Genomic DNA, 14,814 nt, shown 5'->3' with positions numbered 1-14,814 from the left:
TGTTAAAAAAAGCCAATATCACGTTTGCAAAATACGTTATCATCGCCATTGATAATCCCGCGAAACTCTATCACGTATGCCAGACCATAGAGCAGTTTGTCGATAACTCTAAAATTATTGTAAAAGTACACACGCAACATGAGAAAAATATTATTGCCGAGCTCGGTATTACGAATATCATCATCGAAAATCAGGTGATGAGCCTGCAGGTATCTCAGCTTATTATTGAGTAATGTTCCTTTAGTGTGCTTTGATTAGATCGACGATTTCGGCGACACTGAGGAGTTTTCCGGTACTCACGACTTTACCGTCGATAACGAGTCCGGGGGTGCTTATGACATTGTATTCCATGATCTTCATAATGTCTTCGACTTTTTCTATTTGAGCAAACTTGCCGCTTTGGGCTACTGCTTGTTTCGTTGCCTCTTCGAGCGCTTTGCATTTGGAACACCCTGTCCCTAAAATTTCAATTTTCATTGTTTTTCTCCTATTAAGCATTCGTGCATCATCGGTGCCAAGGTTTCAGCATTGACATCACCCGTAATCGTAATGGTAGAACCGCCTTCGACCGTAGAGAGTTCAATCCCCTCGATTTTTTGCATGATCGCGGGATCACATGCACACTCACATTGACCACTTTGGCACGCTTCGATTTTCGCACTTAGCTCTTCGGTACTAAACCCGCCGAGAAAGGCTTTGACTCCACCTGTATGGTTCATCATTTCTATTTTCATATTATCTCCTATAAAATGGCATTAAACAGATACCCGACGCCCATAATCCCCAGCGTCACGGTACCGAAAAAGATGGCGATGAGTTTGAGACTCATCACCCGCTTGAGGATCATTGCTTCAGGGAGGGAGAGGGCGGTGATCGCCATCATAAACGATAATGCCGTCCCCAACAGCATCCCTTTGGAGGTGAGAACTTCGATGAGAGGCATCACACCTGCCGCATTGGAATACATCGGTATCCCCAGCAATGTAGCGACCGGGACGGCAAACGGATTGTCCGCTCCGGCGATAGAGGTGATAAACACAGTCGGGACATAGCCGTGGATAAAGGCACCCGCACCGACACCGATTAAAACATAGAGCCAGATTTTATGGAGAATATCGAAAGTATACTCCCACGCCTCTCTCAAACGTGTATCAAAGGCAATTTTTTGTTCTTCCGCTTTGATCTCCCCCTCTATCGGTTTTACTTCGATGAGAATTTCTTTTTCCAGTCCCATTTTGCCAATCACGATACCCCCGATAATCGCCACCAGTAAACCAAACCCGATATACAGCGCCGTCACTTTCCAGCCAAATATGCCAAAGAGCATCGCAATGGCAATTTCGTTGTTGAGCGGAGCGGAGATGAGAAAGCTAAACGTCACCCCGAGCGGTATCCGTGCTTGCAAAAAGCCCAAAAAGAGGGGAATTGCCGAGCACGAACAAAAGGGGGTAATAATCCCGAACAATGCCGCAAGGACATTCCCCGTATACTCGTGCTTTTTACTGAGATACACTCGTACTTTTTCGGTGGAGAAATAAGAACGCAGCAAAGTTACGATAAAAATAATAACAATGAGTAAAAAGAGGATTTTGACCGTATCGTAGATAAAAAAGTTGAGGGCATCGGAGAGCTTCTCCCCATGCGGCAGTTGAAGCCATTCATAGACGAGGATGTTGACGCTCTCCTGCCACATCGTTAGTCACACAGCTCGGATTTGATGATCGGTAGTAAAGTCGCTTCGATCAGATCGAGGGTTTTAGCGTACTCTTCCACCGCTTTACCGCTCGGATCTTCAAAGGCGACATGGATCGTTTTGACCGCTTTTGGGAACATCGGGCAGGTTTCATGGGCATGATCGCAGACGGTGACGACGAGATCAAATGGAGTGTCGATGACGGTATCGATCACTTTGGAGTGGTATTCCTCTCTCCAGTATCCTTTCTCTTCGAGAAGGGCTTGTGCATTCGGGTTTACTTTACCGCTGGCTTTCACACCTGAGCTTTGCGCAAATACGCAATCTCCCATTTTCGCATTGATAAGGGCTTCACCCATAATGGATCGGCAGCTGTTGCCGGTACAGAGGATAAGGACATTTTTCATAATTTACACTCTCCAGTTTCTGATAATTTTTGTAATGGTGGAAGTTCAATTTCCAAACAACGGATTTCAGCCAGCGCTTCGTTTCGGAAACGATCCAGCGGAGAACGCAAAGAATAATAAGCCCACGTACCGCACCGATCAACCCGTAAAAAGCCCCCCTCTTTGAGGATTTTCAAATGGCGTGAAAGACGCGATTGAATCATCCCAAAACTCTCTTGGAGATCACAGACACACAGCGGACCGTGTTTATCTAAAAAAGCGAGGAGTTTGATACGGGTTTCATCGTTAAGTGCCGATACGGTTTCTAAAAAGATATCCATGCATTCCCTCCGATTTGTGAAAGTGTAACGAAATAAAAATAATATATCAAGATATATTGATATTATGATACAATTTCCCCATCTGTTTTTGGAGAAGACTATGATTTTAGCGGTGTCGCTCTTTTTAGTTACCCTTGTTTTTATTATTTGGCAGCCGCGAGGATTGCAGATCGGTACCACGGCGGTAGTGGGTGCCGCTTTAGCGGTAATCCTCGGTGTTGTAAGTCTGGGTGATGTGTGGACGGTCACCTCCATCGTCTGGGATGCGACACTTGCCTTTATCGGCATTATCATCCTCTCTATGGTACTCGATGAGATCGGGTTCTTCGAATACTCGGCACTCAAGATGGTTCGTTTGTCGAAAGGTAACGGAAATCTTATGTTTATCTATATGATGATTCTAGGAGCATTGGTAGCGGCATTTTTCGCCAACGACGGGGCAGCGTTGATCCTCACTCCGATCATTTTGGCCAAGATGAAATATCTCAAGCTCAATCCCGTTGCGATGTTCGCATTTTTGATGGCGGGAGGATTTATCGGCGACAGTGCTTCCAATCCTCTCGTCATCTCTAATCTCACTAACATCGTGACGGCAGGATACTTCCAAATAGGTTTTTGGGAATACGCACGGACAATGTTCCTCCCGAATCTCCTCAGTATCATTGCCTCGATCGTCGTATTGTGGCTCTTTTTCCGCAAAGACATTCCGAGCCATATCGATGTCGAAAACCTCGCTACTCCTGAATCGGCGATCAAAAACATGACGATGTTCCGCCTCAGCTGGTGGTTCTTGGGATTACTTATGGTTGGGTATTTCATCGGGGATGCGTATCATCTCCCTATCTCGGTCTTCGCCCTCGGCGGTGCGCTCGTATTTTTAGCCATCGCAACCTACTTTAAAGCGACGAAACCGCTTCTCACGATCAAAGCGGCACCGTGGCAGGTGGTATGGTTTAGTATCGGTCTTTACGTTGTGGTTTATGGTCTGAAAAACGGCGGATTGACGACGTATCTCGCAGGGATGATTATGGAGCTTCAGAGTATGGGGAACGTCTATGCCGTGATCGGAACAGGCTTTCTCTCCGCCATCCTCAGCTCGGTCATGAACAATATGCCGACCATTATGATTATGGATATCGCGATTGCCGAAGCGGGGAACAGCGCATTGGCGTATGCCAACATCATCGGATGCAACCTTGGGCCTAAAATGACCCCGATCGGTTCACTTGCGACCCTTCTTTGGCTCCATGTTTTGGCGCAAAAAGGGGTCAAAATCGGATGGGGCGAGTATATGAAAGTAGGGCTGGTGATTACGCCACCGGTGTTGCTGGTGGCGTTGTTGGGGTTGATTTAAATTGCACTCTTTTTGATCTCACTCCACTAAAAAATTTGCCATCATTGCATTATCTTCGTGTTCGAGGATATGGCAGTGATAGACAAAGAGTCCGGGCATCGTGAAATGAACGATGATGCGAACCGTCTCAAACGGCATAACGAGCACAGTGTCTTTCCATCCTCTATCCGTAGGAAAATCTATCTTTCCATTTCTATCCAGCACCTGAAATCTCACACCGTGTATATGCAAGGGGTGTGCCATATGGACACTGTTGGTAATCTCCCAAATCTCCGTACTGCCCAGTTTCACTCGCTGATCAATACGCCCCATATCATAAGGTTTTTTATCCAGCGTCCAGATACCTCCGCTCATGATCTCCATAGTGATCGCTCTCGTCTTGATCGCATCGGATGCTTTCATGCGAGGGATTTTGATGAGCTTAGCAGGCAGTACGTACGTATCTTCGATTTTTTCTGTTACGTGAAACTGCATAATATCCATCTGGGCATCAAAAGACGGATAGTCAGGGCTTAGTGCCATAGTGGTTCCTTCTTTGAAGCCAAGCGTTTTGAGTGTTACTTTATCTCCGACTTTTTGGTCTTTGAAATCTACGATGATATCAACGCGTTCTGCTATGCTCAAGAGCACACTCTGTACATTCACAGGATCCTCAAGCAAGCCCGCATCCGTTCCAATAAGTGTAAACTCTTTGATCGTATCGAATGCAAGCTTATAGGTTCTGACACTGGATGCATTCAGTATTCTCAGTCGGTATTTTCCGCTTTTGACCTCATGATAGGGAAGCGGTGTGGCATTGACAAGTATCACATCTCCCATCACACCGTTGTTATCGGATAGAACATTAGGATCCTTATAGAGCAGTTGGCGTTTCTTATCAAACCTTTTATCCTGTATCATCAACGGCAGTTCAAATTCCCCGTTTGGAAGATTTAGCTGCTTCTCTTCATTGTCCTCAACGATATAAAATCCTGATAATCCGTGATAGATCTCTTTTCCCGTTCTTCCATGGGGATGAGTATGGTACCAAAAGGTACCCGCACTCTGTTGTACCTTATAGTGGTACTTTTTCGTGTACCCTGTAGATATTGCATCTTTGGGGTGTCCATCCATCTCTTCAGGGACGATCAGCCCATGCCAATGGATGATAGTCGGTTCTGGAAGTTTATTTATGAAATCCAAATCAAAAACATCCCCTTTTTTGATACGGATCGTTGGGTTGGGCAGATCTCCTTGAAAGGTTAACATTTCTGTTTGGGCATCAGGGAAAATGTTGACGTTGCTCTTTTGCGCTGTAAACTCACCCTTTTTGATCTGAGCAAAATTCATTTCATGCGGGACTTTCAGCTTTTGGGTAAAAGGGAGGATTTTTTCTGAAATCTTTTCCTTTGCTTTAGAAGATACCGCACTTACCGAAGAGGTAGAGGCTGGTTCATCCGTCTCGCACCCTGTGAATATAAAAGCAGCAGTAATGGCCGAATAATTCAAAAAATATCTTCTGTCCATATTTTACGCCTCTTCGCTAACAAATTATTACATTATGTGATAATTATGAATAAGTTAAAATAAAAAAATCAGTGACAGATATTAACTAAGCAATACATAATATTTTCATTGGGACAGGGACAGGCCTCTATGAAAGTGGGGCTAGTGACTACGCTTCCGGTATTGTTGGGGTCATTCCATACTGCGGTGATTTTTTATTTTGTATGGGTTCTTTTGCTGTTTCTCTGTCGTTATTTTAGAACTATCCTAAAACAGTTAAGCCCCGAAGCGTAGTGATATCCGAGAGTATAGCCATGTTTTTGGAGGATGGAGTGGGTGATATAGAGTCCCAGACCCAGACCTGTCATAGAACTTTCATAGGTGCGGTTAAACGGTTTGCTAAAGTGACGATTTTCTTCACTTAAGGGCTCTCCGACACTGCATATTTCGATAGCTTGGGACAATATAATCAGCGTCGGTTTGGTAGTGGAATATTTAAGAGCGTTATCGAGAAGATTTTTCAATGCAATCGCAAACAGTTCAAAATCGACGTTGATAAGGAGGGCGGAATCTTCCCCTTTGATCGTAATATTTTTTTTGTCACACATTAATATGTCGCAGGTATGATCGAGGATATCGACAAAGCGGTACTCTCGGGCGTTGATACTGATCTCTCCGCTGCTAAAGCGCTCCATTTTCGAAAACTCACCCAGCAGATAATCCATACGGTTAAATATCCTCTTGAGTCTCTCCTGATCCTTTGAGTGCTCAAGACAGTCGCTAGTGAGGGAACCTTTCATTATCGGTGTTTTGAGCTCATGCAAGATATTGCGCAGAAAAAGGGAACGCGCCTCTTTCATCGAGGCGATTTTCTCTAATGCGAGGTTGAACTCCTGTGTGATTTGGGATATTTCATCTTTCCCCTCTATCGGCACATCCAGATGGGTATCCCCCTCTTTGAAATGGATGATGGCATCTTTGAGACGGTGCAGAGGGGTGAGCTTTTTGAGTATGAAGGCGAAAAAGAGCAAAACAAGAACGTCAATAGCGATCATAACGATCCACACACTGATCGACGATTCTTTTTTTAGATCTTCTAAGACGATAGGAGAAAAATTACCCATAGGCGGCGGAGAGGGTAAAACGTGATCGAACATCGGCGGAGGAGGGGGAAACGGAAATCTCGGCGGCAGTGATTTTACAAAATAGACTTTACCGTTATAGCGGAGCATTTTACCGAAGGGAAATTCCGCCATATTCTTTCCGTGAGATCGGAGGAAATCGGGTGAGAGAGATGAGGGGGTGATCATCAACTGTCGCAGTTCCGCATCAAAACTTCCGCTTTTATGATGGATAAGTCGCTCCGCCAAAGCAAAACGTCTCATTCTATCCCCCTCTTGCTCTTTAGAGAAATGTTGATCTGCAATCCAAAACAACCCGTTTATCAAGGCAAAAATGAGGAGAAAAAAGAGGGTAATGAGCCGTATAATGGAGTGATTATTCATTGACAAATTTGTATCCTACACCCCGTACCGAGACAATGTAATGGGGATTTTTGGGATCATCACCGATTTTTTGGCGGATACGTCCCATAATGACATCGATACTTTTGAGACTGCTTTCAAATTTAATCGAGCCGATATTCATCAAGAGCTCTTCACGTGAAATAGCATAGCGATCTTTTTTAATCATATATAAAACGATATCGTATTCGGCTTGTGTCAGGCGCAAGAGTGTGCCGTGGCGGGTAATCTCGTGCCTGTTCTCATCCACTTCGAAAGGGGTAAACTTTTTAGGGAGTGTGGGGTGAAGACGCCGCATAATGGCATCGATCCGAAATATAAGCTCTTGCGGATCGTAAGGCTTGGGGAGATAATCATCCGCACCGCGTGAGTATCCCATCATTTTATCCCGTATATCGGATCGTGCGGAGGAGATGATTATAGGGATGGCACTCTCTTGGCGGATCAGGCGGCAAATCTCCATTCCGTCCATCTGAGGGAGTGAGAGATCAAGTACCAAAAGATCAAACTGCTTCGTTTGGAAAAGGGTGAGCCCCTCCAACGGACTGGGGGCGATGGTAACCTCAATCTTATCTTTATAGAGGCGTGATTGTAATAGCTGTGCTAGCTCAACATCATCTTCGATCATTAAAACCTGTATCATAAATCGATTATATCGGGGAGTAAGTAAATAAAAAGTAACACGCCCAGAAGGGCATGTTTGCTTAAGCACTGATGCTTAAGAGGGAGGTGGAGTTGCTTGAAGAGGCATTACTGCCATAGTAGGAGAGAATTTTTTGAAGCATATCGTTGCGCATCGTTTTAAATGCGTCATCGGTTTCTGTCTCTGTCGAGGCAGTTGAGGCCGTTTCTGTAGAAGCTGTTGTACTCTCGGAAGATTTCTCTTCAAACAGTGCCATAAACTCCTCAGAACTGATAGTTCCGTCTTGATTGGTATCCAGTGCAGAGAAAATCTCATTCGCGCTTTCACTCTCCGAAGAAGAGGATGATGATTCACTCGGCGGTGGTGGAGGGGGCATTCCGCCCGGAGGTGGAGGTGGCATTCCCCCTTCACTTTCCCCCTGAGCGTGTTCAGGCGGCTTCATGTTTTTAAGTGCCGTTACAAACTCTTCGGTACTCATACTGCCGCTGCTGTCGGTATCGAGCAGAGAAAAGATATCGCCGGCATTTGAGTTGTTGGAAGCGGCAGTAGTAAACTCAGTGGAGCTAATAGAACCGTCACCATCTGTATCCATGCTGCTTAGCATCTCTGCCGCGATCTCTTCAAAATTCGGTTTAGACGTTTTTTCAGTTGAAGAGGTCGAAGAACCGTATGACGTGTATGAACTGTAATTCGTTCCGACTGTCATGGGAGACTCCTTATCAGGTGTAGCAAGAAAAATTTCTTACTCAGTTGAAAGGATAATTTTTATACAGTAACTATTGGGTAACATTTAGGCAAATACAAGCTACTTATGATAAAGTTTCTCAATTTCAATTTGGGCAGTTTACTTATGGAACATCACCACCATCATCATCACGACAGTAGCATTAGCGGAGGGAAGCTTCTCTTTAGTGTGATACTCAACCTTTTTATTACGATAGCGCAGTTTATCGGCGGAATACTTTCCGGTTCATTGGCACTGCTCAGCGATGCGTTGCATAATTTTAGTGACGTGATGAGCCTCATCATCAGTTACTATGCCCACCGTCTCTCACACCGTCCCCAAAGCCTCACTCAAACGTTCGGTTTTAAACGTGCCGAAATTCTTGCCGCATTGTTCAATGCTTCGGTCTTGATTGCTGTCTCGATTTACCTCATAATTGAATCAATCCAACGGTTCATTACACCTCAAGCAATAGAATCAACATGGGTAATGGGACTTGCAGCAATGGGAATCGCGGTTAACGGTCTATCGGCTTGGCTTCTTCACCGCGATGCGGGTCATAACCTTAATATCCGATCGGCCTATTTGCATCTGATGGGGGATTTAATGACCTCTTTTGCCGTATTGGCGGGTGGGGCTATGATCTATTTTTACGGTTGGTATTGGATCGATCCGCTGTTATCGCTTTTGATTTCGTTTTACCTTATCCGCTCATCGTACGGGATTGTTCGTGAATCAGGGGGGATGCTGATGCAGTTTTCACCTGAGCATATTCGTGTGGAAGCGATTGTTGAAAAAGTAAAAGAGTTTGATGCGATCGAGAGTATTCATCATATTCATCTGTGGCAGTTGGATGATGAGACGGTATTTCTCGAAGCACGGCTTAACTTTTATGAGGATTTAACACTGAGCGCAACGGACTGCATCCTCCATGATGTGACGCATGCCCTTGAAGATATCGGGATTGCCCATACAACGTTTCAATGCGAAGTAGGCAGAGACGGAAGAGAAACGGTTTTGGAGCGTTGCCGCCACCATTAACCTTTAATGATGTCGTACTCTGCGGGGATAGTGGGTTTGAATTTGCCCGAGTCAATCGGTTTGTTTTGTGTCGGATTGTTAAAGAGGATCGTAACGCGGTTGTCGTATCCATCGGTATAACTGATAGAGTTTAAGAGATCGTTTTTAAAGGTGACCGTATAGGTTTGCCCTTTTACCGTTGCGGAATATTTTTCATTGTCCACTTTTTTGGCTTTTTGGATAATCTGCAGAAAATCGATCTCTTCATCCAACGTTCGGAGGGTGACTTGCTCGATACTCGGTTCAATCACGGTGATTTTCTGAGCGTTGATATAAACACTTTTTTGGATCGGTTTTTGATAGACCCAGAGGGCATTTTGAGGCTTGCTAGCCCAAAGTTCACCGCTGTACACAATCTTTTTTCCGTTATCGTCGATAATGGTTTGAACAAATTTTCCGTTAAAAGAGTTGATCTCTTTCGGTGACGCTGCAAGGGTGAGGCTCAGGGCAAAAAGAAGTGGTAAAAAACGCACATAAATTCCTTCAATTGTGTAATGTTGACATTGTACCCTAAGCTCATTAACCAAAACCATAGATTTCGTATGCTAAAATCAGCGACTTTTTCAATACTGTTCATAATGAAGGCTTTTAATGCTCCAAACGTTCCTCGGAAAAATTTTCGGTACCAAGAATGATCACGAAATCAAAAAATATCTCAAACGTGTAGCGCAAATCAATGCTCGCGAATCCCATTTTTCAGCCTTAAGCGACAGCGAGCTCCAAGAAGCATTTACTGCACTCAAAGAGTCCGTACAGAGCCATACAAAAACATTAGATGATGTTTTGGTCGATTCGTTTGCGATTACCCGTGAAGCGTCTAAACGTGTTTTAGGGATGCGTCATTTTGACGTTCAGCTTATCGGGGGGATGGTACTTCACGAGGGGCGTATTGCCGAGATGAAAACGGGAGAGGGGAAAACTCTTGTTGCGACATTGGCGGTATCGTTGAACGCAATGAGCGCCAATGGGGTCCATGTCGTCACGGTTAATGATTATCTCGCAGGACGTGACGGGTCACAAATGTCTGAGCTTTACTCCTTTTTAGGCTACTCCACCGGAATTTTGGTAGAGAGTGGCTACAATCCTGCCAATAAACGTGAGCAGTATGGGTGTGATATCACCTACGGTACGAATAACGAGTTCGGATTCGATTATCTCCGCGACAATATGACCTACTCTAAAGAGCATATGGTTCAACGCGGACATGCGTATGTTATCGTCGATGAGGTTGACTCGATTTTGATCGATGAAGCCCGTACACCACTTATTATCTCAGGGCCGACAAATCGTACGTTGGAAAACTATACCCGTGCCGATGCGGTAGCGAAAGCACTTGTAAAAGAGGAGCATTTTACGGTCGATGAAAAAGATCGTCTTATCCTTATTACCGAAGAGGGGATCGGGCGTGCCGAAGAGCTTTTCGGAGTGGACAACCTCTACAGTATTGAAAACTCAGGTCTCTCGCACCATCTCGATCAGGCGTTAAAAGCAAACTACATTTTTGAATGTGATGTCGATTACGTTATTCAAGAGGGGCAAATCGTCATCGTCGATGAGTTTACGGGACGTCTCTCCGAAGGACGCCGCTACTCTGAGGGGCTTCATCAAGCATTGGAAGCGAAAGAGGGGGTCATTATCAAAGAAGAGACCCAAACTCTCGCCGATATTACCTATCAAAACTATTTCCGTATGTATGGAAAAATCGGCGGCATGACGGGAACGGCCCAAACCGAAGCGACCGAGTTTGCCCAAATTTATAACCTCGATGTTATCTCCATCCCGACAAACGTTCCCGTTATCCGTCAAGATTTGAACGATTTGATTTATAAAACAGAAGCCGAAAAATTTGAAGCAGTTATACTAAAAGTAAAAGAACTACACGCAAAAGGTCAGCCGATCTTGATCGGTACCGCATCGATTGAAAAATCGGAAAAACTTCATGAACTTATCAAAGCGGAGAAAATCCCACATACGGTATTGAATGCAAAAAACCATGCGCAAGAGGGTGAGATTATCAAAAACGCCGGTGAGAAGGGGGCTATTACTATTGCCACCAACATGGCAGGGCGTGGGGTCGATATCAAAGTGAGCGATGAGATCAAAGCCCTCGGCGGTCTTTACATCCTCGGAACCGAACGTCACGAAAACCGTCGTATCGACAACCAGCTACGCGGCCGTGCAGGGCGTCAGGGTGATCCGGGGACGAGCCAATTTTATCTCTCATTGGAAGATAATCTTCTCCGTATTTTCGGCTCCGATAAGATCAAAACGATTATGGAGCGTCTCGGTGTTGAAGACGGCGAATACATTGAATCTTCTATGGTCACCCGCGCCGTTGAAAAAGCGCAGAAAAAAGTGGAAAATATGCACTTTGAAGGGCGTAAAAGTATTGTTGAATACGATGATGTCGCCAATGAGCAACGTAAAATTGTCTACAAATTCCGTGGAGAGTTGCTTGATCCTTCCTATAAGATTGCAGATAAAATTGATCTGATCCGAAATGATTATGTTGACCGTACGTTGAGATTCTGCGGTATTTTTGAAGGGATTGCCGAAGAGGAGATCGATCTTGAGCGTCTTGCGTTGAGTATTAAAGAGGAGATGAATGCCGACATCGATGTTTCACTCTTTAGTGAGAAATCATTCGATTCGATTCGTGACATTTTACTCACTACGCTAAAAACTCAATATGATGCAAAAATGTCGGTGGTCGATGAGAAACTTCGAAGCGAGATAGAGCGGGAGATTTACCTCAAAACCCTCGACACCGCGTGGCGTGAACACCTCTACCAAATGGACAGTATGAAAACGGGTATCCGTCTTCGTGCCTACAACCAAAAAGATCCGTTGGTCGAGTACAAAAAAGAGAGTTACAACCTCTTTAGCGAGTTGGTCGAGACGATTAAATACGATACGATCAAAACCCTTCATATTATCCGTTTTAAAGTGGATAATGTCGAAGAAGAGGCTGAAGCGTTTGCCCGTCAGATGGAGCTTGAAAAGAAACAAGAAGCGTTTCGTATGAGCCTCAATCACCAAGAGCATGAGGGTGAAGAGAAAAAAATTGCCCGTAACGAAGAGTGCCCGTGCGGAAGCGGACTTAAATACAAAAACTGCTGCGGTAAATCAGGACCTAAAAAAGGGGTATTTGCCTCTTGAATATCGTCTCCTACCTTGTCAAACGGTTCTTACGCTTTGACAAAGAGCAGCCTTTTATCTTCCTCTCCGCACTCCTTGCATTCTCCGGAATCGCCCTAGGAGTGATGGTTCTTATCATCGCAATGGCACTTATGAACGGTTTTGACAACGAGTTCAAGAAAAAACTCACCGTTATGAACTATCCCCTCACGATTCAGCCCAAATTTTACGGTACCTGCGACACGGCTTTACTTGAAAATCTCCGAACCCAGTTTCCTGATCTCTCTTTCAGCCCCTATGTTACCTCTGCGGTACTCTCCCGCAGCGGCGATCAGATGGAGGGGGGCTATCTCTTCGGTGTCGATTTTGCCCAAGAAGCGAAGGTGAACCGTATCGTAGCCGAAGGGCTAAAAGCGGGAGTACCCGATACCTTTCAGGTAATGGTGGGGCAAACGCTCAAAGAGCAATTTATGGTTGAGGATGGGGATAAACTCACCTATATATTCACCCAAATGGAGCCGGGCGGTTTAGCCCTCACTCCGAAGATCAAACGTTTTGAAGTCGTTTCGACGTTTAACTCAGGTCTCAGTGCTTATGATAAAGGGTTCTCTTATACCTCTTTGGAATCGCTGCAGCGTATTTTGGGGATACCTGAAAACCTTTACGACGGTATTCATATCCACTCATCTAATCCTGAGGCCGATATCACACGGGTTGCGGCAGTTTTACCCGATACCGTATCGATTCGGGGATGGTGGGAAGACAACGCCAACTTCTTCGCCGCGTTGAAAATGGAGAAGATGTCACTCTTCATCGTCTTGATGCTCATCATCCTGATCGCCGCGATCAATATTATCTCATCGCTCTTGATGACGGTGATGAACCGACGAAGCGAAATTGCTCTTCTGATATCATTAGGAGCTTCCAAACAAGAGGTGAAGCGGGTCTTTTTGGTTCTTGGGATCGTGATCGGTGTTTTAGGGATTACGACGGGGGCAATTTTAGGATTTTTAGGGATGTGGGTTCTCGGAACCTTTGAGATCATATCCCTCCCTGCCGATGTCTATCCTACCTCGACGTTGCCGCTTGATCTGAGCGTGATTGATTTCTTCTCTATCATTATCGGTGCATTTGTCATCGTACTTCTCTCTGCATGGTATCCGGCTAAAAAAGCGTCTGAAGTTGACGTACTGACAGTTCTTCGTAACGAATAATATTTTTTTGCTATAATCTCCTCACTTTAACAGTGAGGCACATAGTGATGGTTTATGAGCTGTATGGGATGAGATGGTGGAGGGAAGATGACTAAATTTTTTTTCAAAACATATCTCGAAGTCTTTAAAGGCATTGAATTATGTTTAGAAAATAATTTACCCTTTCCATCTTTATCTTTGATATATAGCTCAATAGACAGTTTGGCCTGGATTGCTTATGGTGATATTGGTGTTAAAGAACGTTTTGTAAAGTGGGTAGATGAGTTTATGTATACCCAAAAAAAGCTTGAACCAGAATCTATTGATTTGTATTCTGCCAGATGCGCAATGTTACATACATTAACACCTAATTCTAATCTATCAAAGCAGAATAAAGCAAAAATTGTAGCATACACTTGGGGAAATGCAGATGCATCGATGGGGAATCAGGTTATTGATATTATGAACGATAAAACAACAGTTTTTGTGCATGTGAATGATTTGTTTGATGCATTAAAGCTTGGAGTATTAAATTTCATAAACGGAGATACTTTTGATGATGAGTGTTTACAGCGAGCAAATCAACATTTTAGAAATTTGTCTAAAGACATACTAAATGAATATATTAATATGAATGAGAAAAAATAGACAGATTAGGAAAAAGTGGATTGAGTGAATAGATCTCCCGTCATTCCGTATCGAGTACGGAATCTAAGATGCTGAATCAAGTTCAGCATGACGAAAAGGTAAAATAACGAAGATGGGAAAATATGAGTGAAATGTTGATTTACCAAAACGAAAATGGCGACATAAAAGTTGATGTACGCTTTGAGGACAAAAGTATTTGGCTAAGTCAAAAACAACTTTCAGAAATATTTGGAAAAAGTGTAAAAACGATAAGTGAACATATCTCCAATATTTTTAATGAAGGTGAACTTGAGGCAAGTTCAGTTATCCGGAATTTCCGGACAACTGCCAGTGACGGTAAAAACTACGATGTAGAAACAAAAGTGTTAGGTATTTACTTTTAACTGAATGAATAGAGAAGCTTTTTAAATGGGGGGGGCAAGGGGTGAAACCCCTTGGCGTTGCGCTAATGCAACAACGGCGCAAAAATGCACATAAGAAGCATTGCAGTGACTATCTTATCCATAAAGACCCCCTATGATACGTTCTTTGGAGGGCAAAAAAAAAGGTCGAGGGTAATTACTCCCTCGACCTTAATCGTACCGCTCCATCGAGCGTATCATAATC

General features: G+C 44.2%; 17 protein-coding genes. 7 read left to right on the top strand and 10 right to left on the bottom strand.

Annotated features, from left to right (window positions below):
* A partial coding sequence (locus A2517_RS11295; RefSeq protein ID WP_294897090.1) for an NAD-binding protein occupies window positions 1-233 on the top strand: 233 nt, incomplete at its 5' end.
* A gap of 7 nt (window positions 234-240) precedes the next feature.
* Here A2517_RS11295 and A2517_RS11290 read toward each other — a convergent pair.
* The 5 genes from A2517_RS11290 to A2517_RS11270 are packed head-to-tail and all read right to left on the bottom strand — an operon-like array spanning window position 241 to window position 2,420.
* The gene (locus A2517_RS11290) at window positions 241-477 is read right to left on the bottom strand and encodes a thioredoxin family protein (RefSeq protein WP_294897088.1); all 237 of its coding nucleotides are present in this window, start codon (window positions 475-477) and stop codon (window positions 241-243) included.
* On the bottom strand, window positions 474-734 hold the full coding sequence (locus A2517_RS11285; protein ID WP_294897086.1) for a hypothetical protein: 261 nt from the start codon (window positions 732-734) through the stop codon (window positions 474-476). Before A2517_RS11285 ends, A2517_RS11290 begins: the two co-directional genes overlap by 4 nt.
* A gap of 8 nt (window positions 735-742) precedes the next feature.
* Window positions 743-1,693, bottom strand: coding sequence for a permease (locus tag A2517_RS11280; protein WP_294897084.1), 951 nt, complete (start codon window positions 1,691-1,693; stop codon window positions 743-745).
* Between the two features lie 2 nt (window positions 1,694-1,695).
* On the bottom strand, window positions 1,696-2,100 hold the full coding sequence (locus A2517_RS11275) for an arsenate reductase ArsC (RefSeq protein ID WP_294897082.1): 405 nt from the start codon (window positions 2,098-2,100) through the stop codon (window positions 1,696-1,698).
* Window positions 2,097-2,420, bottom strand: a complete 324-nt coding sequence (locus A2517_RS11270; RefSeq protein ID WP_294897080.1) for a metalloregulator ArsR/SmtB family transcription factor — start codon at window positions 2,418-2,420, stop codon at window positions 2,097-2,099. Before A2517_RS11270 ends, A2517_RS11275 begins: the two co-directional genes overlap by 4 nt.
* A 100-nt stretch (window positions 2,421-2,520) precedes the next feature.
* Between A2517_RS11270 and A2517_RS11265 the strand changes: the two genes are divergently transcribed.
* A complete protein-coding gene (locus A2517_RS11265; protein WP_294897094.1) occupies window positions 2,521-3,774 on the top strand; it encodes an arsenic transporter in 1,254 nt (417 codons plus the stop codon).
* Window positions 3,775-3,792: 18 nt separating this feature from the next.
* Here A2517_RS11265 and A2517_RS11260 read toward each other — a convergent pair whose 3' ends face one another.
* The 4 genes from A2517_RS11260 to A2517_RS11245 form a co-directional block, all read right to left on the bottom strand.
* The gene (locus A2517_RS11260; RefSeq protein WP_294897077.1) at window positions 3,793-5,280 is read right to left on the bottom strand and encodes a multicopper oxidase family protein; all 1,488 of its coding nucleotides are present in this window, start codon (window positions 5,278-5,280) and stop codon (window positions 3,793-3,795) included.
* A gap of 230 nt (window positions 5,281-5,510) precedes the next feature.
* Complete coding sequence (locus A2517_RS11255) at window positions 5,511-6,764, bottom strand: ArsS family sensor histidine kinase (protein ID WP_294897092.1); 1,254 nt, start codon at window positions 6,762-6,764, stop codon at window positions 5,511-5,513.
* Window positions 6,757-7,425, bottom strand: coding sequence for a response regulator transcription factor (locus A2517_RS11250; RefSeq protein ID WP_294897075.1), 669 nt, complete (start codon window positions 7,423-7,425; stop codon window positions 6,757-6,759). The genes A2517_RS11255 and A2517_RS11250 overlap by 8 nt, the downstream gene beginning before the upstream one ends.
* Before the next feature lie 61 nt (window positions 7,426-7,486).
* Window positions 7,487-8,131 carry an EF-hand domain-containing protein gene (locus A2517_RS11245; protein ID WP_294897073.1) on the bottom strand — a complete coding sequence of 215 codons (645 nt, stop codon included), beginning with the start codon at window positions 8,129-8,131 and terminating at the stop codon, window positions 7,487-7,489.
* 105 nt (window positions 8,132-8,236) lie between these two features.
* Here A2517_RS11245 and A2517_RS11240 point away from each other — a divergent pair, with 105 nt between their 5' ends.
* Window positions 8,237-9,190, top strand: a complete 954-nt coding sequence (locus A2517_RS11240) for a cation diffusion facilitator family transporter (protein ID WP_294897071.1) — start codon at window positions 8,237-8,239, stop codon at window positions 9,188-9,190.
* On the opposite strand, the gene lolA is transcribed toward A2517_RS11240, so the two are convergent.
* Window positions 9,187-9,702 carry a LolA-like outer membrane lipoprotein chaperone gene (gene lolA / locus A2517_RS11235; protein ID WP_294897068.1) on the bottom strand — a complete coding sequence of 172 codons (516 nt, stop codon included), beginning with the start codon at window positions 9,700-9,702 and terminating at the stop codon, window positions 9,187-9,189. The genes A2517_RS11240 and lolA overlap by 4 nt on opposite strands.
* A 118-nt stretch (window positions 9,703-9,820) precedes the next feature.
* Between lolA and secA the strand changes: the two genes are divergently transcribed.
* The 4 genes from secA to A2517_RS11215 all read left to right on the top strand — a co-directional run bounded on the left by secA (window position 9,821) and on the right by A2517_RS11215 (window position 14,591).
* Complete coding sequence (gene secA / locus A2517_RS11230; protein WP_294897066.1) at window positions 9,821-12,388, top strand: preprotein translocase subunit SecA; 2,568 nt, start codon at window positions 9,821-9,823, stop codon at window positions 12,386-12,388.
* Complete coding sequence (locus A2517_RS11225) at window positions 12,385-13,581, top strand: ABC transporter permease (protein WP_294897064.1); 1,197 nt, start codon at window positions 12,385-12,387, stop codon at window positions 13,579-13,581. Before secA ends, A2517_RS11225 begins: the two co-directional genes overlap by 4 nt.
* An 87-nt stretch (window positions 13,582-13,668) precedes the next feature.
* Window positions 13,669-14,208: a hypothetical protein gene (locus tag A2517_RS11220; RefSeq protein ID WP_294897062.1), complete on the top strand. Its 540-nt coding sequence runs from the start codon at window positions 13,669-13,671 to the stop codon at window positions 14,206-14,208.
* A 122-nt stretch (window positions 14,209-14,330) separates the two neighbouring features.
* Entirely contained in the window at window positions 14,331-14,591 is a 261-nt protein-coding gene (locus A2517_RS11215) for a hypothetical protein (protein ID WP_294897060.1), read from the top strand.
* Window positions 14,592-14,814: the final 223 nt, after the last annotated feature.

It is taken from the genome of Sulfuricurvum sp. RIFOXYD12_FULL_44_77, from assembly GCF_001830725.1.
In the GTDB taxonomy this organism is placed as follows: domain Bacteria; phylum Campylobacterota; class Campylobacteria; order Campylobacterales; family Sulfurimonadaceae; genus Sulfuricurvum; species Sulfuricurvum kujiense_A.
This window is presented reverse-complemented; position numbering and strand designations above follow the sequence as displayed.

Coding starts and splice junctions, on each gene's coding strand:
- A2517_RS11220 (WP_294897062.1), top strand. CDS start 13,669: ATGACTAAATTTTTTTTCAAAACATATCTCGAAGTCTTTAAAGGCATT.
- A2517_RS11260 (WP_294897077.1), bottom strand. CDS start 5,280: ATGGACAGAAGATATTTTTTGAATTATTCGGCCATTACTGCTGCTTTT.
- A2517_RS11240 (WP_294897071.1), top strand. CDS start 8,237: ATGATAAAGTTTCTCAATTTCAATTTGGGCAGTTTACTTATGGAACAT.
- A2517_RS11290 (WP_294897088.1), bottom strand. CDS start 477: ATGAAAATTGAAATTTTAGGGACAGGGTGTTCCAAATGCAAAGCGCTC.
- secA (WP_294897066.1), top strand. CDS start 9,821: ATGCTCCAAACGTTCCTCGGAAAAATTTTCGGTACCAAGAATGATCAC.
- A2517_RS11245 (WP_294897073.1), bottom strand. CDS start 8,131: ATGACAGTCGGAACGAATTACAGTTCATACACGTCATACGGTTCTTCG.
- A2517_RS11285 (WP_294897086.1), bottom strand. CDS start 734: ATGAAAATAGAAATGATGAACCATACAGGTGGAGTCAAAGCCTTTCTC.
- A2517_RS11250 (WP_294897075.1), bottom strand. CDS start 7,425: ATGATACAGGTTTTAATGATCGAAGATGATGTTGAGCTAGCACAGCTA.
- A2517_RS11255 (WP_294897092.1), bottom strand. CDS start 6,764: ATGAATAATCACTCCATTATACGGCTCATTACCCTCTTTTTTCTCCTC.
- A2517_RS11215 (WP_294897060.1), top strand. CDS start 14,331: ATGAGTGAAATGTTGATTTACCAAAACGAAAATGGCGACATAAAAGTT.
- A2517_RS11270 (WP_294897080.1), bottom strand. CDS start 2,420: ATGGATATCTTTTTAGAAACCGTATCGGCACTTAACGATGAAACCCGT.
- A2517_RS11265 (WP_294897094.1), top strand. CDS start 2,521: ATGATTTTAGCGGTGTCGCTCTTTTTAGTTACCCTTGTTTTTATTATT.
- A2517_RS11275 (WP_294897082.1), bottom strand. CDS start 2,100: ATGAAAAATGTCCTTATCCTCTGTACCGGCAACAGCTGCCGATCCATT.
- A2517_RS11280 (WP_294897084.1), bottom strand. CDS start 1,693: ATGTGGCAGGAGAGCGTCAACATCCTCGTCTATGAATGGCTTCAACTG.